Origin of the sequence: Bradyrhizobium sp. in8p8, assembly GCF_000426845.1 — a bacterium.
GTDB classification, from domain to species: domain Bacteria; phylum Pseudomonadota; class Alphaproteobacteria; order Rhizobiales; family Xanthobacteraceae; genus Bradyrhizobium; species Bradyrhizobium japonicum_C.
This window is the reverse complement of record NZ_AUGD01000006.1, coordinates 295,686-319,939: the sequence shown is the minus strand read 5'-3', so window position 1 is coordinate 319,939 and position 24,254 is coordinate 295,686. Positions and strand designations below refer to the sequence as shown.

The 24,254-nt window shown below is 64.1% G+C and carries 19 protein-coding genes and 2 pseudogenes; 16 read left to right on the top strand and 5 right to left on the bottom strand.

Features of this window, described 5'->3' with window-relative positions:
• Positions 1-115 precede the first annotated feature (115 nt).
• The 8 genes and pseudogenes from K408_RS0118095 to K408_RS43420 all read left to right on the top strand — a co-directional run bounded on the left by K408_RS0118095 (position 116) and on the right by K408_RS43420 (position 8,646).
• A complete protein-coding gene (locus K408_RS0118095) occupies positions 116-1,015 on the top strand; it encodes a LysR family transcriptional regulator (protein ID WP_024339730.1) in 900 nt (299 codons plus the stop codon).
• 210 nt (positions 1,016-1,225) lie between these two features.
• On the top strand, positions 1,226-2,053 hold the full coding sequence (locus K408_RS0118090; RefSeq protein WP_024339731.1) for an HD domain-containing protein: 828 nt from the start codon (positions 1,226-1,228) through the stop codon (positions 2,051-2,053).
• 107 nt (positions 2,054-2,160) lie between these two features.
• Positions 2,161-3,051: an alpha/beta fold hydrolase gene (locus K408_RS0118085; protein WP_024339732.1), complete on the top strand. Its 891-nt coding sequence runs from the start codon at positions 2,161-2,163 to the stop codon at positions 3,049-3,051.
• 119 nt (positions 3,052-3,170) lie between these two features.
• A pseudogene (gene folE / locus K408_RS38160) lies at positions 3,171-3,797 on the top strand (GTP cyclohydrolase I FolE).
• A gap of 188 nt (positions 3,798-3,985) precedes the next feature.
• Positions 3,986-4,597, top strand: a complete 612-nt coding sequence (locus K408_RS0118075; protein ID WP_024339733.1) for an HdeD family acid-resistance protein — start codon at positions 3,986-3,988, stop codon at positions 4,595-4,597.
• Positions 4,598-4,678: 81 nt separating this feature from the next.
• Complete coding sequence (locus tag K408_RS0118070) at positions 4,679-5,890, top strand: ABC transporter substrate-binding protein (RefSeq protein ID WP_024339734.1); 1,212 nt, start codon at positions 4,679-4,681, stop codon at positions 5,888-5,890.
• A gap of 57 nt (positions 5,891-5,947) precedes the next feature.
• The gene (locus K408_RS0118065) at positions 5,948-7,162 is read left to right on the top strand and encodes an acyl-CoA dehydrogenase family protein (RefSeq protein ID WP_024339735.1); all 1,215 of its coding nucleotides are present in this window, start codon (positions 5,948-5,950) and stop codon (positions 7,160-7,162) included.
• A gap of 464 nt (positions 7,163-7,626) precedes the next feature.
• A pseudogene (locus K408_RS43420) lies at positions 7,627-8,646 on the top strand (SDR family NAD(P)-dependent oxidoreductase).
• An 80-nt stretch (positions 8,647-8,726) separates the two neighbouring features.
• Here K408_RS43420 and K408_RS0118055 read toward each other — a convergent pair.
• The 3 genes from K408_RS0118055 to K408_RS0118045 form a co-directional block, all read right to left on the bottom strand.
• On the bottom strand, positions 8,727-8,966 hold the full coding sequence (locus tag K408_RS0118055; protein WP_024339736.1) for a thioredoxin family protein: 240 nt from the start codon (positions 8,964-8,966) through the stop codon (positions 8,727-8,729).
• A 31-nt stretch (positions 8,967-8,997) separates the two neighbouring features.
• Positions 8,998-10,443: a permease gene (locus tag K408_RS0118050; protein ID WP_024339737.1), complete on the bottom strand. Its 1,446-nt coding sequence runs from the start codon at positions 10,441-10,443 to the stop codon at positions 8,998-9,000.
• A 453-nt stretch (positions 10,444-10,896) separates the two neighbouring features.
• Positions 10,897-12,636 carry a methyl-accepting chemotaxis protein gene (locus K408_RS0118045; protein ID WP_024339738.1) on the bottom strand — a complete coding sequence of 580 codons (1,740 nt, stop codon included), beginning with the start codon at positions 12,634-12,636 and terminating at the stop codon, positions 10,897-10,899.
• 309 nt (positions 12,637-12,945) lie between these two features.
• Between K408_RS0118045 and K408_RS0118035 the strand changes: the two genes are divergently transcribed.
• From K408_RS0118035 to K408_RS0118020, 4 genes are all read left to right on the top strand, one after another.
• Positions 12,946-14,328 carry an ethanolamine ammonia-lyase subunit EutB gene (locus K408_RS0118035; protein ID WP_024339739.1) on the top strand — a complete coding sequence of 461 codons (1,383 nt, stop codon included), beginning with the start codon at positions 12,946-12,948 and terminating at the stop codon, positions 14,326-14,328.
• Positions 14,329-14,471: 143 nt separating this feature from the next.
• Positions 14,472-16,058: a B12-binding domain-containing radical SAM protein gene (locus tag K408_RS0118030; RefSeq protein WP_024339740.1), complete on the top strand. Its 1,587-nt coding sequence runs from the start codon at positions 14,472-14,474 to the stop codon at positions 16,056-16,058.
• Between the two features lie 6 nt (positions 16,059-16,064).
• Positions 16,065-16,850 carry an ethanolamine ammonia-lyase subunit EutC gene (gene eutC, locus K408_RS0118025; protein WP_024339741.1) on the top strand — a complete coding sequence of 262 codons (786 nt, stop codon included), beginning with the start codon at positions 16,065-16,067 and terminating at the stop codon, positions 16,848-16,850.
• Between the two features lie 206 nt (positions 16,851-17,056).
• Positions 17,057-19,423 (top strand): efflux RND transporter permease subunit, encoded by a 2,367-nt coding sequence (locus K408_RS0118020; RefSeq protein ID WP_024339742.1) that lies wholly within the window; start codon positions 17,057-17,059, stop codon positions 19,421-19,423.
• Positions 19,424-19,454: 31 nt separating this feature from the next.
• On the opposite strand, the gene K408_RS42780 is transcribed toward K408_RS0118020, so the two are convergent.
• Together K408_RS42780 and K408_RS0118010 are read right to left on the bottom strand one after the other, a co-directional pair.
• Positions 19,455-19,634, bottom strand: coding sequence for a hypothetical protein (locus K408_RS42780; RefSeq protein WP_024339743.1), 180 nt, complete (start codon positions 19,632-19,634; stop codon positions 19,455-19,457).
• A gap of 217 nt (positions 19,635-19,851) precedes the next feature.
• Positions 19,852-20,349 carry a hypothetical protein gene (locus K408_RS0118010; RefSeq protein WP_024339744.1) on the bottom strand — a complete coding sequence of 166 codons (498 nt, stop codon included), beginning with the start codon at positions 20,347-20,349 and terminating at the stop codon, positions 19,852-19,854.
• Positions 20,350-20,807: 458 nt separating this feature from the next.
• Between K408_RS0118010 and K408_RS0118005 the strand changes: the two genes are divergently transcribed.
• The 4 genes from K408_RS0118005 to hpnE all read left to right on the top strand — a co-directional run bounded on the left by K408_RS0118005 (position 20,808) and on the right by hpnE (position 24,198).
• A complete protein-coding gene (locus K408_RS0118005; protein WP_024339745.1) occupies positions 20,808-21,041 on the top strand; it encodes a cysteine rich repeat-containing protein in 234 nt (77 codons plus the stop codon).
• 187 nt (positions 21,042-21,228) lie between these two features.
• Entirely contained in the window at positions 21,229-22,113 is an 885-nt protein-coding gene (hpnC, locus tag K408_RS0118000; RefSeq protein WP_024339746.1) for a squalene synthase HpnC, read from the top strand.
• The gene (hpnD, locus tag K408_RS0117995; RefSeq protein ID WP_024339747.1) at positions 22,103-22,942 is read left to right on the top strand and encodes a presqualene diphosphate synthase HpnD; all 840 of its coding nucleotides are present in this window, start codon (positions 22,103-22,105) and stop codon (positions 22,940-22,942) included. Before hpnC ends, hpnD begins: the two co-directional genes overlap by 11 nt.
• The gene (gene hpnE, locus K408_RS0117990) at positions 22,942-24,198 is read left to right on the top strand and encodes a hydroxysqualene dehydroxylase HpnE (RefSeq protein WP_024339748.1); all 1,257 of its coding nucleotides are present in this window, start codon (positions 22,942-22,944) and stop codon (positions 24,196-24,198) included. The genes hpnD and hpnE overlap by 1 nt, the downstream gene beginning before the upstream one ends.
• The last annotated feature ends 56 nt before the right edge of the window (positions 24,199-24,254 follow it).

The window sequence follows — 24,254 nt, the reverse complement described above, 5'->3', positions numbered from 1 at the left end:
GAGGAGTAGGGAGCGCGTCTGACATTCACATAACGGTCAATGGCCATGCTTATGGTCATCCCAGGTTTTGCTTTCGGTCCGGCAGACGGGGAATCTCGATCGTGAGAGTGTTGTCGTGGCGTTGACGTCCTCGCGTGTCCGGGCGGTCAATGCGGTGTTCGAGACCGGCAGCTTCGCGGCCGCAGCAAGGCGGCTCGGGGTATCACAGCCGGCCGTTGCGCAGCTCGTGCGCGACCTCGAGGCCGAGTTCGCAGTGGCGCTGTTCGACCGGCACGGACAGACTCTGATCCCGACGCCGCTGTGCCGGCGGCTCTACGCTGCAACGAACCGCATGCAAGCCATCGAGGCGGATGCGCTGGCGATCCTGCAGCAGCGCGATGAGCTCACGGGGGGCGAGCTGCGCATCGGGCTTGGCAATGCCATGCCGGGCATGGCGCTGATTGCGGCGTTCCGCAATCTGTATCCGAAGATCCAGATCAACATCGAGATCGGCAGCTGGTCGGCGATCATGGCCGCGGTGGTCGACCAGCGTGTTGACGTCGCAGTATTGCCCGAGGTGCCGCAGGACAATCGCTTCCGGCGCGAGTCCTGCGTCCAGCAGCGCGTCGTTGCGATCTGCCATCCCGTTCACGAGCTCAGTCGCCAATCGCGCGTGTCCATCGCCGACCTCGTGCGATATCCGCTGGTGTTTCGCACCCGGGATTCCGCGACCCAACGCGCCGTGGACAGGGCGTTTCGCGCCGTCAACCTGCGCGCCAGTCCGGCGATCATCGTCAATACGCGCGAGGGGATGCTGGAGGCGGTTGCCAATCGGCTTGGTGTCGGCTTTGTGTGGGAGCACGGCTCGAGCCGCATCGATCGGATCGCGAAGGTGGCGATCGCCGAAATCGAGGCGGACTCGCCCGAGTACATTTTCTCGCTGGCCGGCAAACGCGGCAAGCTGGTCGAGCTGTTCTATCTGGCCAGAAGCCTGTCGCGCTCGGCTGAAGGCGCCGCCATCCTGTCCGCTCCTTGAAGCGCCGGGCGTCCCTCGGCTATTCGCCCCAGCGGTTGTAGTGAAGTGTGACGGCAACCGTGATGCTGCGCAGCGGAACGGCAGGATATTTGCGTATTTTTCCTCCCGCGTTTGGTTACCCGGCCCAAGATGGGCTATGCTCCCCGATGCGTCGACAACAAGAATGAGACGACGGGAGATGGCACACCAGCGGCGGACGGGGCTGCATCCATGATGACCTTACCGAGACTGGCGGCTGAATCCCTGGAGGAATTCCTCGGCAGGTTCATGCGCCGCCGGTACGATGAGACTTCTGCAAGTATCGTCGAGAGCGCGACCCGCACCGCGATGGAATGCATCGGCAACAGCGATGCGCTCTACCACAACATCGAGCATACGATGCTGGTGACGCTGGCGGCCCAGGCGATCCTCCGCGGCCGAAGTCTTCATACGCATCTGTCGGCCGAGGACTACGTCCATGTCCTGATCGCCTGCCTCGCCCACGACATCGGCTATGTCCGCGGCCTGTTCGAGGAGGACGACGCCGAAGGCTTCATCATCGATGCGGCCGACACCAAGATCTCGTTGCCGCGCGGTGCCTCGGATGCGAGCCTGATGATGTATCACGTCGACAGGTCGAAGCTCTACGTGACGCGGCGGCTCCGGCATATTCCCGGCCTGGATCCGGACCGCATTGCCAGCGCCATCGAAGGCACGCGCTTTCCCGCCCGTGAAGGGCAGGAATACGACGAGGAAGCCTCGATCCTGCGCGCGGCAGACTTCATCGGCCAGCTCGGCGATCCCAACTATCTGCGCAAGGCCAACGCGCTCTACTACGAGTTCGAGGAGGTCGGCATCAACCGCCAGCTCGGCTACGACTCGCCGGCCGACATCGTGAACCGCTATCCGCAGTTCTATTGGAACAGCGTCGCCCCGCACATCCAGACCGAGATCGGTTATCTCAACAAGACGGAGATCGGCCGGCAGTGGATCGCCAATCTCTACAGCAACGTGTTCCGCGCCGAGCGCGACATTTCGCTGTCCGGCCCGCAGAGATAGGTCGGGCCCTTGTAGCCCGGATGAGCGAAGCGATGCCCGGGACCGGTGGCGCAACGTCCGGATGCTTCGGTTATCCAAGCCACGATACCATTCCCAGTGAGCCAGCCATGCAACAAAAAACAGTCAGCACGGACATCCTCGATATTGCCTATCGCGAATACGGCGCGGCGGATGGCTGGCCCTGCATCCTTGGCCACGGCTTTCCCTATGATGTGAACGCCTATGCCGAGACCGCGCCGATCATTGCCGAAGCGGGCGCGCGGGTGCTGGTGCCCTGGCTGCGCGGTTATGGGCCGACGCGGTTTCGCTCCGCCGGGACGCTGCGCTCCGGCGAGCAGGCAGCGCTTGGCGCCGATCTGCTGGCCTTCATGGATGCGCTCGGCATCGAGCGGGCACTCGTCGGCGGTTATGATTGGGGCGGGCGCGCGGCCTGTGTCGTCTCGGCGCTCTATCCGGAGCGCGTGATCGCCCTTGTGTCCGGCAATTCCTACAACATCCAGAACATCGCCCGCGCCATGGAGCCGGCTTCGCCGCCGGAGGAGGCAGCTCTCTGGTATCAATATCTCTTTCACAACGAGCGCGGCCGCCGCGCGCTCGAGCGCAACCGCCGCGGCTTTGCCCGCCAGCTCTGGGCGATGTGGTCGCCCAAATGGGCGTTCGATGACGCGACCTTCGAGGCGAGCGCCGAAGCCTTCGACAATCCCGATTTCGTCGACGTCGTGATCCACTCCTATCGCCATCGCTATGCGCTGGTTGATGGCGACCCCGCCTACGCCGCGATCGAGGCCCGGCTCGCCGCGCAGCCGCCGATCCGTGTCCCGACAATTGCGATCGACGGCGACAGCGACGGCGTCAATCCCGGCACCGCCCACCACGCGCACAAGTTCGCGGGGTTTTTCGAGCGGCGCGTCTTCACCAATGCCGGTCACAACCTGCCTCAGGAGCGGCCGGCCGAATGGGCGCGGGCGGTGCTCGATGTGCGCAACGCGGTGGCTTAGGCCCGGTCTGGCGTGCTGCCGATCCGCCTATTTTCCCGGACCTCGGGAACCTTTTCCGATTGGCGCCGTCCAAGCTGAGGGCCGCTTGTTCATGTGGCCGCCGGAAGGGGAGACCATTGATGACGTCACGAGCGCGCAAGTTGGAGCGGGTCGCGGTTGCGCAGGCGCCAAGCGAGCGGCCCGATCGGGCGGAGGTCGAGCAGGCGATCCGGACCATGATCCGCTGGGCCGGTGATGATCCCGCGCGCGACGGCCTGCGCGACACGCCTGATCGTGTTGCTCGTGCCTTCGAGGAGTATTTTTCCGGCTATGCCCAGGACCCGACGGAGATCCTGCAGAAGACCTTCGAGGAGATTGAAGGTTAAGACGAGATGATCGTATTGCGCGGAGTTCGCTTCGAGAGCCATTGCGAACACCACATGGCGCCGATCGTCGGCCGCGCCTGGGTCGCCTATATTCCGCAAGGGCGCGTGGTCGGCATCAGCAAGCTTGCGCGGCTCGTGGACGTCTATGCCAAGCGCCTTCAGATCCAGGAGAAGATGACGGCCCAGATCGCCAACACGATCAACGACGTGCTGGAGCCTCAAGGCGTCGGCGTCATCATCAAGGCGACGCATCACTGCATGACCACGCGCGGCGCGCACAAGCCGGGGACGGATCTCGTCACCAGCCGCATGCTCGGCGTGTTCCGCGACAATGCGGTGACGCGGCAGGAGCTGTTAGGGCTCGCCAACTCGGACAGCTGATCCGCGCCTGTAAAGCGACGTGCAATGACCGAGGGCAGGAAGTTGCGCCTTCGCGATCCGACGACGCATTCGATGTTGATTTGCGTCAATGTTGCTGCAGGTGAGGGCTGCTCCGCTGGCTATCGTCCCGTTGCGATGCGTGCTATCGTCGCGTGTGCCCGCGGGCCTTGCATGCAGGAGTGGCCGCCATGACAACTGCTTCAGACGCGTCTCATCATTCCAGTCTCGGCTCAAGTATCTCTGCGCTACATGCCAAATGGGGGTGGATCGTCGCGCTCGGCGTCGTCTACCTCATTGCCGGCTTCGTCGCGCTCGGCAGCATGGTGATGGCAACGGTGGCGAGCGTGATCGTGGTCGGCGCGATGATGATCGTCGCCGGCGTGACCGAGGTGATCGGCGCATTCCAGCTGAAGAGCTGGGGGAAGTTCTTGATCTGGGCCTTGCTCGGGGTGCTCTACATCATTGCCGGCTTCCTCACCTTCCAGAACCCGTTATTGGCCGCAGTTGTGCTGACGCTCTTTCTCGGCGCGGCGCTGCTCGCGTCCGGCGCGGTGAGGCTATATCTCGCCTTCAGCATGAAGCGCGAAAGTCCGTGGGGCTGGGTGGCGCTGTCGGGCGCAATCACGCTGCTGCTCGGCCTCCTCATCGTGGCGCGCTGGCCGGTGAACAGCGTCTACATCCTCGGCCTGTTCCTCGGGATCGACCTGATCATGGCCGGCGCCGGCTGGATCAGCTTGGGCTTTGCCTTGAAGCGGCGCGGCCAGGCGAGCCATCAGCAACTCGACGCAAGACCATCTTGATGAACTCCGCTGATCTGACGCGCTGACGAGAAGCAGCGCGCCGCGCGACCGACTCGCGGCGATGATCATCGGGGAGAAACCATGAAAGCCGCTTTGGCCCTGGCTGCAGCGCTCGCTGCCGCTTGTCTGTCCACGCCCGTCGCTGCGCAAAAATCCTACGGCCCTGGAGTCACCGACACCGAGATCAAGATCGGCAATACCATGCCCTATAGCGGCCCGGCATCGCCGCTCAGTATCACGGGCAGGGTGATCTCCGCTTATTTCGACGAGATCAACGAGAAGGGCGGCGTCAATGGTCGCAAGCTCAATCTGATCTCGCTGGACGACGCCTTCTCGCCTCCGAAGACCATGGAGGCCGCGCGGCGGCTGGTCGAAGGCGAGGGCGTCGCCTTCATCTTCGCGACGATGGGCACCGCGCCGAGCTCGGCGATCGCAAAGTATCTCAATAGCAACAAGGTGCCGCAGATCTTCCTGATCAGCTCGGCTTCGAAATGGAACGATCCCGCCAACATGCCCTGGTCGATCGCGTTGCCCTGGGCGCCGAACTACACCAGCGAGGCCGCGATCGACGTCGCTTACGCGCGCGCCAAGAATCCGAATGCACGTTTTGCGGTGCTCTATCAGAACGACGACGCCGGCAAGGAATATCTGCGCGGCGTCAAGGAAGCCCTCGGCGCCGACGCCGACAAGGCGATCGCGATGGCCTCGAGCTTCGAGGTCGCGGACCCCACCGTGGATTCCCAGGTGCTGACGCTGGCCAACACCAAGGCCGACGTCTTCCTGATCTATTCGGTGACGCCGCGCGCCTGCGCGCAGGCGATCCGGAAAGCGCATGAGGTCGGCTGGCAGCCGATGCGCTTTATCGCGAGCGGTTGCGCCAACAAGGCGACCGTGATGGTGCCGGCGGGGCTCGATGCCGGCAAGGGCGTGCTCTCGCTCGGCTCGCTCAAGCCCTTTGTGGCCGAGCCCAAGAGCGACCCGGCGATGACGGCCTATATCGATTTCATGAAGAAGCGGCTGCCGAACGCCGACGTCAACAACGTCGCGGGACTCTATGGCTACACCGTCGCCGAGGCACTCGTGGTCCTGCTGAAGCAGTGCAAGGACAATCTGACGCGCGAAAACATCATGGCGCAGGCGGCAAACCTGAAGAACGTGCCGCTGTCGCTCTTGATGCCCGGCATTACCCTCAACACGACGCCGCAGGATTTCCGCCCGATCAAGGACGGCTACATGCTCCAGTTCGACGGCAACGACTGGGTTGTCGCTAGCGAGCTGTTGCGCGGGACGTGAGGGGCGTCTCGAAGGGCGAGGCGTGCGCTCCACGCTCGGCATGAACAGGAGACCGCCATGGATTTTCACCACTCCGCCCGTTCGCTGGAGCTGCAGGACCGCGTCCGCCGGTTCATGCGCACGCACGTCGAGCCGGTCGAGGATCTCTATTACGAGCAGGTCAAGCCGGAGGCGGTGCGCTACAGGACGCCGCCTGTGCTTCAGGACCTGAAGAAGCTGGCGCGGGAGCAGGGGCTCTGGAACCTGTTTCTGTCCGGCGAGCACGGACCGGGGCTCACCAATCTCGAATACGCGCCGGTGAAGGAGATCATGGGCCGCATCCTCTGGGCGCCCGAAGTGTTCAATTGCTCCGCTCCTGATGTCGGCAACATGGAGGTGCTCGCCAATTACGGCACCAGCGCGCAGCAGGAGCGCTGGCTGAAGCCGTTATTGGATGGGCGCATCCGCTCCGGTTTCTCGATGACGGAACCCCAGGTCGCCTCCAGCGACGCCACCAACATCCAGTGCGAGATCAGGCGCGACGGCGACGACTACGTCATCAACGGCCGCAAGTGGTTCACCTCGGGCGCGATGAACGAGGATTGCGAGATCCTGATCGTGATGGGCAAGACGGCGCCCGATGATCCCGACCGCCACCGCCAGCAATCCATGATCCTGGTGCCCAGGAACACGCCCGGCGTCCGCATCGTCCGCGACATGCTCACCTACGGCTATGACGACGCCCCGGTCGGCCACCCCGAAATCGTCTACGACAACGTTCGCCTGCCTGCCGAAAACATCCTGCTCGGCGAAGGCCGCGGCTTCGAGATCGCGCAAGGCCGGCTCGGCCCCGGCCGTATCCATCATTGCATGCGCCTGATCGGCTGCGCCCAGCGCGCGCTGGAGTTGATGTGCCAGCGTGCGGTGTCGCGTATAGCCTTCGGCAAGCCGCTGGCCGAGCAGGGCTCGGTGCGAGAGGATATCGCGCACTCCTTCTGCGAGATCGCGCAGGCGCGTCTGCTGACATTGCAGGCCGCCGACAAGATGGACCGCGAAGGAAACAAGGCCGCGCGCGACCTGATCGCCGCCGCGAAAATCGTGGTGCCCAGCATGGCCGCCCGTGTCATCGACCGCGCCATCCAGATCCACGGCGCCGCTGGCGTCTCCCAGGACACGTTCCTCGCGCGCGCCTACGTTTACGCCCGCTTCATCCGCATCGGCGACGGCCCGGACCAGGTGCACCTGGCGGCGGTCGGGAAGGAATTGATCAAGCGGGGCGGGGTGATGCTGTAGGGCTGTAGGGCGGTTCGCCGAAGCGCGCGGGCAGACGGCTATGAGATCCTCACCGACGACGAACGCGCCGTCGTAGTCCTGCTGGGCCGGGCCGATGAGCTCTCGTATGGCCGGAGGCCGTTGACGCCATCGTCGATCAGCATGAGGTGATTGTAGACGGCAAGTTGGGCGCACACCGTCCGAAGATCCCCGCTGCGTCTTTCGGTGCCGAGTGAGGTCCCATCATCCGGCGGATTCGTTCGATCCTCATCGACGCGGACCTGGCCATGGCGACAGGAACGTCGATCGCTGCGCGCCGGAGGTCGCAGGAGGAACAAGCATAGCTCCCGCTGGTTGCCCTCGCGACGTTCAATTCGGGCGAGGCTGATGATGGCTCACACCAATCTCACCAGGCGCGCGGCGGCCGCCCAAGCCCGAACCACGAGAACCAGCCGCAACGGCTGTACGGCGAGCGGTCGCCGACTGTGTCCGCGTGTAGCGGTGCGGCCGTGAACCGTTGGCCCGGCACGCGCGCAATCGTCATTGCAGGAGCATCCAGCGGAATCGGCCAGGCGACCGCGCTCGCTTTCGCCGCACGACGGGCGAGCCTTGTTCTTGTGGGTCGGGACACCGGAGCATTGGAGGTGGTGGTTCGCGCGTGCCATGAGCACGGTGCCGAAGCGGTCGCATGCGCGGCCGATCTGACCGACCCAGCTGCAGTCGAGCGCATCCGTGACGCGGCGGTCGCGGCGTATGGCCGGATCGATGTTTGGGTGAACTGCGCGGCGGTTCTCATGGTTGGTCGATTCGAAGACATGCCGATCGAGGCCTTCCGGCGCGTGATCGACGTCAATCTCATGGGATGTGTCAACGGCTCCCGGGTGGCACTGTCACAGTTTCGGACGTAAGGTGATCGCGGTGTTCTCATAAACACCAGCTCTCTTCTGGGTATGACGGGAGAGCCTCTGCTCAGCCCTTATGTTGCGACCAAGTTCGCCGTTCGAGGCTTCACGGCCTGCCTGCGGCAGGAATTTGAGCGGGCGGCCGACATCCATGTCTGCCTGGTCATGCCATGGGCAGTGGACACACCCGTCTACAGCAAAATGGGCAACGTATTCGGGCGGCAGGCGCGCTCGATCTTCCCGGTGATTGCGGCCGGGCGCGTGGCACGGGCCATAGTAGGTCTCTCGGAGCGGCCTCGTCGCGAGGTCATCGTCGGGATCTCAGGTTACATGCTGGGCATCGCGCTGAAGCTTGCACCCATGCTGGTGGAGCGCATTGTTGCGCGCGTGGCGCCGGTGCTCCAGTTCAAGCCAGATCCGCAGCCGCCCACGATGGGAAACCTCTTCACTCCGATAGGGCCATACAGCGTGGGTGGTGGATGGAAAAGCTACTGGGCCGAGCGCGCAACGCGCCTCTTCCGTCCGGCCTCCGCGAACGTCCAGACGCAGGATACTCCGCCGAAGCGCCCTTCACGCCCGGAAGGTCGCGCGGAGGCAGACTAGGCGAGGCGGGCTCCAGCTGCTGGCACTCGGACCTTCCGATCGGATCCGGGGGCCTCTCTCGCGCAAGCGGACTCTCGCTCTCAAGCCGTCGCCAGCAGCTTCTGCACTTCGGCGACTGTCGGAATGCGTCCGCTGCTGACCAGCTTCTCGTTGATCACGAGACCCGGCGTGGACAACAGGTCATAGGCCATGATGTCCTTGAAATCGGTGATCTTGACGAATTCGGCTGGAACGTTGGCGCGGCCGGCAGCTTCGCGCGCAACAGTTTCCAGCTTCTTGCAGTTGGCGCAGCCGGAGCCGAGGATCTTGATGGTCACCATGGTCGTCGTCTCCTTCAATTGTGTGAACGGACTAGGCGGTAGCGGCCGCGCGCTGGCGCTGCCGCAGCCAGGCCAGGGAGCCGGATATTGCAGCCATGATGGAGACCAGCGTGAGAGCCAGCGATGCCCAGCTCATGCCATCCACCCAGGCGCCGTAAATCAGGCCGGCGCTGATGCTGAACAAGGCCACCGCTCCCACATAGGCTGCGGTCTTCGCACGGCCGATCACGACGGCCACCATCAACACGCTTTGAAGACTCAGCTCCGGGTCCGCCATGAGGTAGGCCAGCAGCGGACCGCGATGCATGCCGAGATCGAGGAACATGCGTGCCACCGGTACTTCCACAAGAGTAGGAAAGTACATGAAGATGCCAAAGCCGACCCCCAGTGCATTGGCGAGCAGAGTGTTGCTGCCGGCGAGGCTCTCAATCCATTCGGGCCGAATGACCTGACGGACCATGCCCACCACGAATACGCCCACTAGAAGCAGTACGAAGATTTGCGTCACGAAGCGCCAGGACTCCCATAGCCATGACCGCCAGTCATCTTGAGCGAGCATGCTCGCGAAGTACCATACCGCCCACATGGCGAGCGCTACGGCCAGGACTCGGCCAGTCAGGGCCACTTCCAATCCGCCGGGCTGCGGGGTCAGACGCGCGGCGGCCACCAACAAGGTGGTGGCCGAGAGGCCGAGTGCGAGCCAGGTCCAGACGTTTGCGCCTTCGATGATGTTCTCCAGCCCCCTCCAGGCGGTTGCAGCAATGAGCAACAGCAGGGCAATCAGAACCGATCCGTGAAAGCCGATGCCCTCCTCGCCTTTGGCGACATCGAATGGCATCCACTCGAACAGCGCGGCCTGCCACGCAGCGGCCCATGGCAAGGGCAGGTGGACGGTGGCCATGATAGCCGTGAACGGCCACAACTTTATGGTGCCAGCAATCAGCACCGCTATCAGCGACAGCAGAACGCCCAAGGCTGCGGGTGAAATGTCGGCCTGCTCGCTGAAGAGGGCGTCAGTTTGGGTGTCATGGCCGATGTCATCGCGCCAGAACAGCAGCGCCATCAGAAGGCCAATGCCAATGCCAAACAGCAAGCACATCACCACCCTGGCGACGGCAAATTCCAGTCCCAGGATGCTGCCGGTGTAGGTGAGTGCCATAATGTTGCCGGCAGGCGCGAAGAACAGGAAGGCGATAGCCGGTCCGATGCCTGCCCCTTTCCGGTAGATGCCTGCAAACAATGGCACGACGGTGCATGAGCACACGGCGAGCACGGAGCCGGCTGCGGCTGCCGCGGGGTAAGACACATAGGCCGGGGTGTTGCGTCCAAGCCAGCGTGTAATGCTGGCCTTGGGGATCAGTGCCACCATTGCCCCGGCAATGAAGAAGGCCGGCAGCAAGCACAGCAGGACATGCGCCGCCAGATAGGAGGCGAGGCTGCCCGTGCCGCCGATGAGCAATTTGATCGCGAGTTCCATGGTGATGCCATCAGACCGGAACGCGAAATTGCAGCATTGACCTGGGTCAACACAAACCGTCCCCCGGTGAATGCCGAGTTCATGCCAATGAATTGCTCAGGTGACTGCTGTGATCCCATTGCGGATGGCCGGATCCGGAGCCGCTGTGCGCTCGGAAGCTTCTGCTTCGTCGCCATTGAGGACGAAGGTCTGCAAAGCTCACCGCCAGAGGTCGGCATCTCTCGATTCCAGCAAAGGCTCCAGGCCTTGGCCAGACCTCGTCCCGGCTCGGGCCGCCGGTCGCCATCGTTGCATCATGTCGATGTTTTGCCCGACGTGTCAAATAGATTTCGCCAAATCAGAAATTGCCCGCCAGGCATTGAAGATGCTGGCGATTGCTACTGTGCATGGGGTTGTTTTCTGGTTTTTGTTGAGCGACTCGATCGCCGAGTGCGGGGCGGGCGAAACCCACAATCATCCCGCCTTGGCGATCCGGCTGTCCGCCGATCCTCCGCGCAAGTTCTGGAAGAACTTCTCCACCTCCCGCGACAGCGTCTGCGCCGTCTCCGTCACGCTGCTCGCCGCCGTCAGCACCGAGGCAGCCGCCGTGTCCGTCTCGCCGATGGCATCGCGCAGCGAGGTGATGTTTGCCACAAGCGTCTCGTTGCCTTGGGCTGCGCTTTGCGCGTTCGAGGAGATCTCGCGGGTGGCGGCGTCCTGTTGACTGACGGCGCCCGCGATCGCCGAGGTGACCTCGTTGATCTCGCGCACCGCCCCGCCGATCTCGCGGACAGCGTCGACCGCGTTGCGCGTCGAGGCCTGGATCATCGAGACGTTCTCGCTGATCTCGGCGGTGGCCTTGGCGGTCTGTCCTGCCAGCGCCTTCACCTCGTGAGCGACCACGGCAAAGCCGCGGCCGGCATCGCCGGCGCGCGCGGCCTCGATTGTTGCGTTCAGCGCAAGCAGGTTGGTCTGCTCGGCGATCGCCTGGATCAGGTTGAGCACGCCGTCGATGCGCTGGGTGGCCGCGGCGAGGCTCTCGATCTCGGAGATCGATTTCTCTGTGCGCTGGCCGGTCTGCTCGACCGCCCCGGCACTCTGCCGCACCTGGCGGCCGATCTCCACCACCGAGGCAGACAGTTCCTCTGCCGCGCCCGCGACCGCCGTGACGTTGTGCGAGGCCTGTTCGGTGGCGTTCGCCGCGGTGCCGGCACGGCTGCTCGCGTCCGCGGTGACACGCGTGATGGTCTGTGCGGTCTCGCGCATGGTGGAGGCGTTGTCGCTGAGGCCGCGCATGACCGCGCCGATCGCCTCGCGGAACGTTTCGACGGATCGTTCGATATGGCGGGCACGCTCCTCGCGCGCAGCCGAGTCCTGCGAGACCTGCGAGGCGAGGTCGCGATTGCGGCCCATCGCCTCCTGAAAGACCTGGATCGCGCGGGCCAGTGCGCCGATCTCGTCGGCGCGTTCGGAGTACGGCACCGCGACGTTTTCGGCGCCGTCGGCGACCTGCTTGATGGTGCCGGTGATCGCGGCGAGCGGCCGGGCGATCGAGCGGGCGATGATGACGATGCCGAGCACGACCAGGGCCAGCGCCACGCCGCCGAGACAGGTCAGCACGAAAGACAGCTCGCGACTGGTCTCGGTCTGCTGCGCGATCTGTTTGGCCCGCTCGGCATAGACCTTGGACAGCGCCTCGAGATCCTTGTTCAGCGCGGAACGCACGGCGCGGTTGGCGTCGTTGTCGCCCCATTCGCGGCCTGCGGCTGCATTGATCTCGACGCCGCGGCGCACCAGTTCCTTGCGGAACTCGACGAACTGCTCGATGCGCTTCCTGAAGGTGGCGAACTGTTCGGCATCGTCGGCTTTGACGATGGTCTCCCAGCGCTTCACGACGTCGAGGATCTGGGCGTTGAACTTGAGCAGCCCGTCTCCGTATTTCTTCACCACCGCCGGCTCGGTCGACATGTAGACGCCGCGCGATTCCATCACGACGGCATAAACGAGCGAGTTGACGCGTTCGACGTTCAGCGCGGCGGCGTTCGCCGTCTCGATCGCGTTGGCGAGGTCGGCGCTGCGGCGGCTGTTGTAGTCGGACAGCAGTGCGATCGCCGCCGTGAGCAGCGCGAACAGCCCAAAGATCGCGTACAGCTTGGTGGCAAGCGTGAATCGGCCTGCCAGCTTCGTGGCATTCCCAGATCGGTCGGATGTCATGGTGTTCAGCGGCCCGGAATGGCCTGAAATGGCCGGTGAGCGGGGTTGGTTGGAACTGATGCAGAACTTTGCAGGAGGAAGGTGGACGTGACGTTAACGCCGTTGGTCCGGCAGGCGAGCGCCCCGCGCTAGGAAGTCGAGGTATTTCAGTGCGTTGACGGAGCATCGTCGGTTTCGGCCGGCTGCAGCAGCGGGATGCCGCGAACATCGGCGTGCACACCGGCCGCCAAGGGCGTATTCCCTGCGGCCGGGATCGCCTTCAAGATCGATCTGCCCTCGGCCATTGGCCGACGAACTCCGGAGAGGCCCTTGGTCTACCGCCACACCATCGACGCCACGAGCTACACGTTCCCGGACCTGCGCGATCTCCTGGCCAAGGCGACGCCGCCGCGCTCCGGCGACCGGCTGGCCGCGGTCGCCGCCGAGACTGCGGCGCAGATGATCGCGGCGCGGATGGCGCTTGCAGACGTCCCGCTCGGGCAGTTCCTTCAGGAAGCGGTCATCCCCTACGAGGCCGATGAGGTCACCCGCCTCGTCATCGACAGCCATGATGCCAAGGCCTTCGCGCCGGTCGCCTCCTTGACGGTCGGAGCTTTTCGCGACTGGCTGCTGTCGGACTCCGCAACGCCGGAGGTGTTGAAGACGCTCGCGCCCGGCATCACCCCGGAGATGGCGGCGGCGGTCTCGAAACTGATGCGGAACCAGGATCTGATCCTGGCGGCGCGGAAATGCGAGGTCACAACCGCCTTCCGCAACACCATCGGATTGAAGGGGCGGATGAGCACGCGGCTGCAGCCGAACCATCCGTTCGACGATGCCAAAGGCATCACTGCCTCAATCCTGGACGGCATCTTGTTGGGTGCCGGCGATGCCTGCATCGGCATCAATCCCGCGAGCGACGATCCCGCCGTCATCGGGCAATTGCTACGGCTGCTCGACGAGATCATCGCGCGGCTGCAGATCCCGACGCAAGGCTGCGTCCTCACCCATGTCACGACGACGCTGTCGCTGATCGGGAAGGGCGTGCCGGTCGATCTGGTTTTCCAGTCGGTCGCCGGCACGGAGGCCGCCAACCGTAGTTTCGGCATCGATCTCGCGCTTCTGAAGGAGGTGCAGCAGGCCGGGCTGTCGCTCAGGCGCGGCACGGTCGGACAGAACGTGATGTATTTCGAGACCGGCCAGGGCTCGGCGCTGTCGGCCGGCGCCCATCACGGCGTCGACCAGCAGACCTGCGAGGCGCGGGCCTATGCGGTCGCCCGCGCCTTTGCGCCGCTGCTGGTCAATAGCGTGGTTGGCTTCATCGGCCCGGAATATCTCTATGACGGCAAGGAGATCATCCGGGCCGGGCTGGAAGATCATTTCTGCGGCAAGTTGCTTGGCCTGCCGCTCGGGGTCGACATCTGCTACACCAACCACGCCGAAGCGGACCAGGACGACATGGACAATCTGCTGACGCTGCTCGCCGCCGCCGGCGTCACCTTCATCATGGGCGTCCCGGGTGCCGACGACGTCATGCTGAACTACCAGTCGACGTCTTTTCACGACGCGCTCTATGTCCGCGACGTCTTCGGCTTGCGCCGCGCACCGGAATTCGACGCTTGGCTGGCACGCTCGGGCATCGCGGGAGCCGATTCCCGACTTGCAAGCGATGCAGGCCTGCTGCCGGATTTTGCCGCGCGGCTGATCGCCTGAGGCGGAGCGCGAGCTCGCTCAGGAAACCATTGGTCCCTCTGGGGATTATGCTTCCGCCACAATATTGAGAAATTCCGGCCGCAGCATTACGCTATGTGTCTGGCTGGCAATTTCCGCAACCAGGTCGTGGCGGGGGAGCTTTGATGCGAGCTGAAAGTAACGGAACGTCCCGGCGGATCCTCTGTGTGTTTCCGCGCTACACTTCATCATTCGGCACGTTCGAGCATTCCTATCCGCTGACCGATGGCGTCCGCGCCTTCATGCCGCCGCAGGGGCTGCTGCTGATTTCCGCCTACCTTCCGCAGGAGTGGCAGGTCAAATTCGTCGACGAGAATCTGCGCCGCACGACGAAGGAGGAGTTCGAATGGGCCGAAGCGGTCTTCGTCAGCGGCATGCATATCCAACGCCAGCAGATGAACGACATCTGCCGCCGCGCCCATGATTTCGACCTGCCGGTCGCGCTCGGCGGGCCCTCGGTCAGCGCCTGCCCGGACTATTATCCGTCCTTCGACTATCTGCATGTCGGCGAGCTCGGTGATGCCACCAACCAGCTGATCGAGATCCTGTCGCGCGACACCTCGCGCCCGGAGCAGCAGGTCGTGCTCACGACCAAAGACCGCGTGCCCATGACGGAATTTCCGATTCCGGCCTATGAGCTGGCCGACGTGAAGAAATATTTCCTCGGCAGCATCCAGTATTCCAGCGGCTGTCCGTATCAGTGCGAGTTCTGCGACATCCCCGGTCTCTATGGCCGCAATCCGCGCATCAAGGCGCCGCAGCAGATCATCGCCGAGCTCGACCGCCTGCGCGAATGCGGCATGACCGACACGGTCTATTTCGTCGACGACAATTTCATCGGCAATCGCAAAGCGGCGCTCGACCTGTTGCCGCATTTGATCGAATGGCAGAAGAGGACGGGCTATGTGGTGCGGCTCGCCTGCGAGGCGACGCTCAACATCGCCAAGCGGCCCGAGATCCTCGAGAAGATGCGCGAGGCCTACTTCGTCACCATCTTCTGCGGCATCGAGACGCCCGATCCTGATGCGCTGAAAGCGATGCAGAAGGACCACAACATGATGGTCCCGATCCTGGAGGGGGTGCGTACCATCAACTCCTACGGCATGGAGGTCGTCTCCGGCATTATCATGGGGCTCGACACCGACAAGCCGAACACCTCGGAAGCGCTGCTCGCTTTCGTCGAGGAGTCCCGGATTCCGCTGCTCACCATCAACCTGCTCCAGGCCTTGCCGAAGACTCCGCTGTGGGATCGCCTGGAGCGCGAGGGACGCCTGGTCCACGACGACGGCCGGGACTCCAATGTCGATTTCCTGTTGCCCTATGATGAGGTCGTCGCGTCCTGGAAGCACGCGATGGCGGCCGCTTATGCGCCCGAAAAGGTCTACGCGCGCTACCAATATCAGTGCGACAATGTCTACGCCCGCCGCCTCAAGATGCCGGTGCCGGACGAGATGAAGACCTGGCGCAACATCAGGCGCGGTCTCGTCATGCTGCGCAATATCTTCTGGAAGGTCGGTGTGCTCGGCGACTACAGGCGCGTGTTCTGGAAATTCGCACTGGGACGCATCAAGCGCGGCGATATCGAAGGCCTTATCGGCTGCACGCTGATCGCGCACCATCTCATCACCTTTGCGCGTGCCGCCTCCAGTGGCGAGCAGAACGCCTCGAACTATTCGATCCGCCTGCGCGAGGCGGCCGTTCCCGCCGAATGATGCGACATGTCTGATCCGGCTGTCCCGCGCCGTTCGACGCTTGACTTGCGGACCTTCACGCCCGCGCGGGTGGCGCTCGGGCGCAGCGGTGCGAGCCTGCCGACCAAGGCGCTGCTCGATTTCACGCTGGACCATGCCCGCGCCCGGGATGCCGTGCATGCCGACTTCGATGCGGCGCGCTTGATCGCCGACCTCGGCCCGCTTGGACTTGCCGTGACCGAAGTCAGGAGCCAGGCGCTCGACCGCAGCGACTATCTGCGGCGGCCGGATCTGGGACGCCGGCTCGAACCCGGCTCGGCGCAGCTTCTGGCACGAAGCGCCTCGGCGCCATGCCAGCTGGCGGTCGTGGTCGCAGACGGCCTGTCCGCGGCGGCGGTCCACAGTCATGCGGCCGACGTCGTGAGGCGCCTGTTGCCTTCGCTTGCCGAGGACGAGGCTGTCGCAATCGACCATGTCGTCGTCGCGTCGGGCGCGCGCGTCGCGCTCGGCGACGAGATCGGTGCCATTCTCGGCGCGCGCATGGTCGTCATGCTGATCGGCGAACGGCCTGGTCTCTCCGCGCCCGACAGCCTCGGCGCCTATCTGACCTTCGCGCCCCAGCCCGGTCGCACCGATGCCGAGCGCAATTGCGTGTCGAACATCCATCATGCCGGGTTGAGCCATGACGAGGCCGCCTTCAAGATCGCCTGGCTGATCCGCGAGGGACTCGCCCGGGAGGTGACCGGGGTGGCACTGAAGGATGAGAGCGCGGAGCGCGCGCCGCGTCGAATCGGCACATTCTCGTCCGGCTGACCGGCATCTGCGGCCCGGATCGCCGCTTCTTGATCGATTCGGACACGCTCGGCCTGCTTGCGAGAAGACCTGTTGACCTGCTAAACCCCTCGCGGCGATTTTCCGCGCATTTTCAAAGGGCAAGCCTCCCATTGGTATGGCGTTTTCAAGCCGTTCGCGGAGCGCGATAAGCTCTCAAGACCGATGATTTAGGAACTGGACAAGGCATGCTCGAAAAGCACAGCGAGAATGAGGTTCATGTCGACAAGGTCGAGCAGGGACCTACGTCCTCGATCGCCTTCGGGCTGGAGCGGCTCGGGCTGATCGCCGTCCGCGCCCCGATTGTGTCCTGCATCGTCCTGCTTGCCCTGATGGTCGGCGCCGTTTTCGGCATCTACCGCATCAAGATCGACGATTCGCTGTCGCAGCTCTTCCGCTCCGACACCCGCGAATTCCGCCAGTACGAAGAGGTCACGAAGAAGTTCCCTGCGGAGGAGTTCGACGTTCTCGTCGTGGTCGAGGGCAAGACCCTTCTGGAACGGAGCAACCTGGAGAAGCTGCGCGATTTCGTCACTGACCTGCAACTGGTCGAAGGCACGCGTGGACTGGTCTCGCTGTTCTCGGCGCGTCAGGCGCCGGCCCCGGGTAAGCTGCCGGCGGCGCTGTTCCCGGCTGAGTTGCCAGAGGGCGACGCGTACAACAAGTTCATCGAGACCGTAAAGAACAACGAGATCATCCGCGGCAAGCTGCTGTCGGAAGACGGCACCCTGGCGCTGGTCGTGCTCTCGCTCGATCCGAAGGTGGTCGCTTCCAACAAGCTGACCAAGACCGTTGCCGACATCCGCGACCTGGTGAAGGAGGACCTCGGCGACACCGGGCTCAACGTGCAGCTCTCCGGCGTGCCGGTGATGCAGCTTGAGATCCGCAACGCGGTCGAGCGGGATGGGCTCACCTACAATGTTCTTGGCATCCTCGCCGGCTGTATCATCGCCATCATCTTCTTCCGCAAGATATCGTTCATGATCGCGGCGGCATTCCCGCCGATGATTGCGATCCTGCTGGCTCTCGGTGCGCTCGGCTGGGCCAACTTCAATCTCAACATGTTCCTGAACGTGATGACGCCGCTCATCATGGTCATCAGCTTCTCGGACTCGATGCAGCTCACCTTCGCCGCGCGCGACCGGCTGATCGCAGGCCAGGACAAGTTCACCGCGTTCAAGAATGCGGTGCTGGTGGTGGGCCCGGCCTGCGTGTTGACGCACGGCACCGCCGGCATTTCCTTCATCGCGCTGCAATTCTCAGACTCCGACCTGATCCGCAAATTCGGCGAGGCGGGCCTTGCCGCCACCATCATCGCGCTGTTCGCGGTGCTCTCGCTCGTACCGGTGTTCGGCGTGCTGCTCGTGCGCAACGAGAAGGTCTTCGCGGTCAAGTTCCAGGGCGCCGATGCCGGCGTCCAGGCCCTGCGAAATTTCTGCTACTGGATCGCGGTGCGCATGGTCGGCCGGCCCGGCCTGTTCAGCCTGATCGCGGTGCTCTTCGTCGGCGGCCTCGGCGTCATCTACGCCAATCTGGAGCCGCGCTACCGGCTCGCCGACCAGGTGCCGGACAAGCGCCAGGCGGTTGCCGCAAGCGACCGGCTCGACGCCAAGCTCACCGGCGCCAATCCCGTCAACGTGCTGATCGCATTTCCCAAGGGCGAGTCGCTCTACTCCCCGGAGACCCTTCAGACCATCGCCGACGTGCATTCGACCGTGGAGAAGACGGCTGGTGTCGGCAACGTCTGGTCACTTGAGACGCTGCGTCGCTGGCTGGCGGAGAAGGCGGGGAGCGCCGATGTCGCGACACTGAAGGAATATGTCAACGTCATTCCAGAGCATCTGGTTCGACGCTTCATCGACGCCGAGCAGGACGCCGTCGTTGTGGCCGGCCGAGTGCCGGACAAGGACTCCAGCCAATTGCTGCCGATTGTCGACAAGCTCGATTCCGAGCTCGACGCCGTGCGCAAGAAGCATCCGGGCTACGAGATCGCGGTGACGGGTCTTGCCGCCATCGCTGCGCGTAACTCGGCGAACATGATCGAGAAGCTGAATCACGGCCTCACGATCGAGTTCGCACTGGTCGCGATCTTCATTGGTCTCGCGTTCCGCTCCTGGGTGGTGACGCTCGCCTGCATCCTGCCGGGCATCTTCCCGGTGGTGATGTCGGGAGCGGTGCTGTGGGCTATGGGCGAGGGGCTGCAATTCGCCAGCGTCGTCGCGCTCACCGTCTCGTTCGGCCTCGGATTGAGTGCCACCATCCACTTCCTCAACCGGCTGAGGCTGGAGAACAAGCCGGGCGTCGGCTCGGCGCTGGCGGTCGAGCGCGCCACCGTGCTGGTTGGCCCGGCGCTGATCCTGACCACGGTGGTGCTGGCCTGCGGCCTCGTCGTCACCGTGTTCTCCGACCTGCCGTCGCTGCGGCTGTTCGGCTGGCTGAGCGCTTTCTCGATGGTCATGGCGCTCGTTGCCGACCTCTTCATCCTCAGGCCGACGGCAATGTGGTTGATCAATCTGCACGACAAGCTTCAAGGCCCCAACAAGCCGGCGATTTGAGCGGCGGGTCGGCCGACGCTGCCCAGCGCGCTCACGCCTCGATCCGAATGATGCCGCAACGATCGAACTTGAAGTCGCCCGGGGCGTAGTCCTGCTCCCGCAGGCTCAGCAGGTAGAGCACGCCCGTGTGGTTGAACAGGGCCATTTTGTCCGCTTCGGACTGGGCTTTCTGAAACACGCCGTCCCAGCACACACCGAACGAGCGTCCCATGTGCGGATCGGGTTTGGCTTGCGGGTAGGTGCGTCGATCTCGAAGTTGAAGTCGCTATAGTCTGGGTCACTGCCTCCGGCAGATGCAGCAGGCTTTCGTCCTTGCATGAGAGGCAAAGCACGAGACACGGCTTCACGGACGAAGGCTGCCTGTTCGCCAGCAAAAAGCCCCCGGCTCGTGAGAACCGGAGGCTCATTCCCTCGACGTCAGAAGGAGGTCAGCCCTTCGTCATCGTGATGTTGACGCCGCGGATCTCGCCCTTGGAGGAGATCTGCACCGTCTGCTTGGTGCCGTTGGTGCGCAGCGACAGGTTGGCGGCAAAACCGTTGGCTTCGACGAACACGTCGATCTGGCCACCACCGGCGGTGCCCTGGAGATTGCCGAAGATGTTGCGGCTCGACTCGCTCCAATTGCCGGAAATGCGTTCGCCCTGGCTGGTCACGTCACTGGTTAGATTGAACTTGTAGCTGTCCGATGCGCAATTCAGCGCCTGCTTCAGGTTGAGGCCGCTGCCGGCGACCTTGTAGTCCGCCTTGCAGCGGATGCGCTCGGTGGAGCCGTCGGACAATGAAACCGTGCCGGTGCCGGTCCACGCGCCGTCGAAACCGGCAAACGGTCCGGACGACTGAGCATGGCTCGCCGAAACTGAGAAGAGCAGCGCCGCCCCGATGCCGGCCGTCCTGAGTGCCAGTCCAGATCGCCCAAAGAATGTCATCGCAAATATCCCATTTTGGAACGACGTTCGCCTACCAGTGAGAACGTCTCGCCACATCGAAAGTTTAGTGCTCCGAGCCATTGTCAGGTTCAAAGCCGGACTGCCAGAGATGGTGGTTCACGGCGCCTCGCGCCATGCCTGGGCCTGGCGATATACCGTGTTTCGACGTGTTTCCGCCGGGACGGGGGCGCCGAGAGATGCAGCTCTGCAACAGCCGTGCAGTAAAATGCGATGTCTCTGAATTACGACGTAGTATCAATCGCTTACATCTGCCAAGGAGGGCGCGGGGAAGACTTGATTCGGTGGGCGCGGCACCAATTTGGCCGCATTTGCCAGTGCTTGTGACTTCTCTGGGCCGCACCTCCCGCGGCGACTCGCCATCAGAACAATCCGTTCCGGCCCTCCGCCCTGTGCAGCCCGGGATTGGTGCGATTCTGCCGTCAGAATGAAGGAATACTATGCGTAAGCTTCTCGTCGCTCTCACCCTGCTGTCGGCCTCCCTTCCGACGGCGGCATTCGCCCAGGCAGGACGCGGCACGGACGCCGAGCAGAAGGCCTGCACGCGCGACGTGCAGAAGTTCTGCCGCCCGGTCATTGATCAGGGCGATTTCACCGTCCTGGCCTGCCTCAAGGAGAACCGGAGCAAGATCTCGCAGGCCTGCGACCAAGTCCTGAAGAACCACAACCAGTAAGTCGGCCACTGGCCCACAAGGGCGGTCCCCGGGGCCGCCTTTCCGGGCACGATCCGCAAGGGCGGCCATCGAGCGACAGGATTGGTTTTGCGGCCGTATTCCCCTATATGGGGGCCGCGGCGGCATCGCCGGCATGAGCCCGCGCGAGCGAAAAGCCTTCCTGTCCACGATTGTAAACCAGCCCTCGATGACCTCTGCGAGCGAATTGCGATCCGGTAAGGGTGACCGCGACGAGAATTTTCCCGTCGCGTCCTGGATCATTCATCCGCGTCATCGTGCTCTGATCCTCGCGTATTACAATTTCGTTCGCACTGCCGACGACATCGCCGATCACGCGACGCTGCCCCCTGACCAGAAGCTCGCTTATCTCGATCTGCTTGAGGCGGAACTGCTCGGCAAGGGTGACACCCAGGCCGAGGCCGTCATCCTGCGCCGCGCGCTGGCCGAGCGCGGCATGGCGCCGCGCCATGCGCTCGACGTGCTCATCGCCTTCCGCATGGACGTGACCAAGCTGCGTTACGAGACGTGGGACGAGGTCATCCATTATTGCCGCTATTCGGCGATGCCGGTCGGCCGCTTCATGCTCGACGTCCATGGCGAGAGCACCTCGACCTGGGCGGCATCGGACGCGCTCTGTGCAGGCTTGCAGATCAACAACCACCTCCAGGATTGCGGCAAGGATTTCCGCGAGCTCAACCGCGTCTACCTGCCGCGCGATGCGCTGGCCGCGAGCGGAGCCTCGGTCGAGCAGCTCGGGCTTGCGCAGTCGCCGCCGGCGATGCTGGCGTGCCTTCAGGGGCTTGCCGCGCGCAACGAGGCGTTGCTCAAGCAGAGCAAGTCGCTGAGCACGGAGATCCGAGATTTTCGCCTCGGCATCGACGTCGCGGTGATCCAGGCCTATGCCGATCGTATCGTGCGCCTCTTGAAAGTGCGCGATCCCCTGCGCGAGCGCGTGCATTTGAACAAGTTCGAGCTTCTCACCTTCAGCCTCGCCGGCATGATCGGCGAAGTCGGCCGCCGCGCGATCGGACGCAAGGCCATTTCCAGACCGGGGACTGCACATGACGCTTGAGGCGACCACGCCCGGCGCCAATTACGGCTCGACTGCATCCGGCAGCTCGTTTTATGCCGCGATGCGAATCCTGCCGCGTGATCAGCGCGAAGCGATGTTCCAGATCTACAGCTTCTGCCGGCAGGTCGACGACATCGCCGATTCCGACGGCCCGCGTGAGGAGCGGCTTGCCGCGCTTCAGGAGTGGCGCAACGACATCGATGCTCTCTATCGGGGCAATCCGCCGCCGCGGCTGAAGGATTACGTCGCCTCGGTGAAGACCTTCGGCCTCAAGCGCGATGATTTCCTCGCGATCGTCGACGGCATGGAGATGGACGTGCCGCAGGACATCCGCGCGCCCGACATGGCGACGCTGGATCTGTACTGCGACCGCGTCGCCAGCGCCGTGGGGCGGCTGTCTGTGCGGGTTTTTGGCCTGCCGGAGGAGGAGGGCATCCAGCTCGCCTACCATCTGGGCCGTGCGCTTCAGCTCACCAACATCTTGCGCGACATCGACGAGGATGCCGGCCTTGGCCGGCTCTATCTGCCGCGCGAGGCGCTGCTGCATGCCGGCATCACCTCGAGCGATCCGAACCGCGTCATCGCCGAGCGCGCGCTGCCGAAGGTCTGCATGCCGCTGACGCAGCGGGCCAAGGCGCATTTCGAGAAGGCGGACGAGATCATGAACCGCAACAAGCGCCGCGTCGTGCGCGCCCCGCGGATTATGTCGAAATATTATCATTCCATCCTGGACCTGCTGATCGCGCGCGGTTTCACCGCGCCGCGCGAGCCGGTGCGTGTGTCGAAGGTCACACGGGTCCTGATCCTGCTTCGTTACGCTTTCATCTGATGCAAAACACAGCGCACATCATCGGTGCCGGAATTTCCGGCCTCTCCGCCGCCGTGCGGCTCGCCAATGCCGGCTTCAAGGTCGCCGTGCACGAGGCGACGCACCAGGCCGGCGGCCGTTGCCGTTCCTATTTCGACGGCGCCACCAACCTCACCATCGACAACGGCAATCATCTGCTGCTGTCGGGCAACAACCATGCCCGCGCCTATGCGCGTGCGATCGGCACCGAGGCGGGCCTTGTCGGTCCTGAGCGTGCGCAGTTTCCCTTCGTTGACATCAAGACCGGACAGCGCTGGCAGATCGATCTCGGCGATGGCCGGCTGCCGACCTGGGTGCTCGACGAGAGTCGCCGCGTTCCCGATACCGGCCTCACCGACTACCTCAAGCTGGCGCCGCTGGTCTGGGCATCGGAGGAGACGCTGGTCGGCAAATGCATTCCGACAGAAGGCGTGCTCTATCAGCGCCTGGTGCAGCCGCTGCTGCTGGCGGCGCTCAACGTCGACCCACCCGAGGGCTCGGCCGGGCTCGCTGGCGCGATCGTGCGCGAGACGCTGCTTGCGGGTGGGCAGGCCTGCCGTCCGCTGATTGCGCGCGATGGCCTCAGCGCGGTGCTGATCGAGCCCGCGGTGAAGTTCCTGGCTGAGCGCGGCCACACTGTTCAACTCGGCCATGAGCTGCGCTCGTTTGCCACCGGCGACGGCAAGGCCAGTGCGCTGAATTTCGGTGGCGACGATGTGATCCAGCTCGATGACGGCGATGTCGTCGTGATGGCGGTGCCGCCGCGCGCCGCCTCCAGCCTGCTGCCCGGCGTGAAGACGCCGACCGAATTCCGCGCCATCGTCAACGCGCACTTCCGTTTTGAGCCGCCGCCGGGCGCGCCGCCCATCCTCGGCGTGATCGGCGGCGTCGTGGAATGGCTGTTCGCGTTCCCGAACCGGCTCTCCGTCACCATCAGCAACGGCGACCGTCTGGTCGACAGACCCCGCGAGGAACTCGCGCAGGCGATCTGGGATGATGTCTGCAAGGCGGGCGGTGTATCCGGCGAACTGCCTCCCTGGCAGATCGTCCGCGAGCGCCGTGCCACATTTGCGGCGACGCCGGCGCAGAACGCCCTGCGTCCGGGACCGGTCACCGCGCTGAAAAACCTGTTTCTTGCCGGCGACTGGACTGCTACGGGATTGCCTGCAACCATCGAGGGATCGGTGCGGTCGGGCGATCGCGCCGCCGATCTGGTTCTGGCCGCCAAAGGATCCTGAGTAGCGGCCCTGACGGGTGAATGTCCCGGTCAATTTCAATGGACTATCGGAGCAAT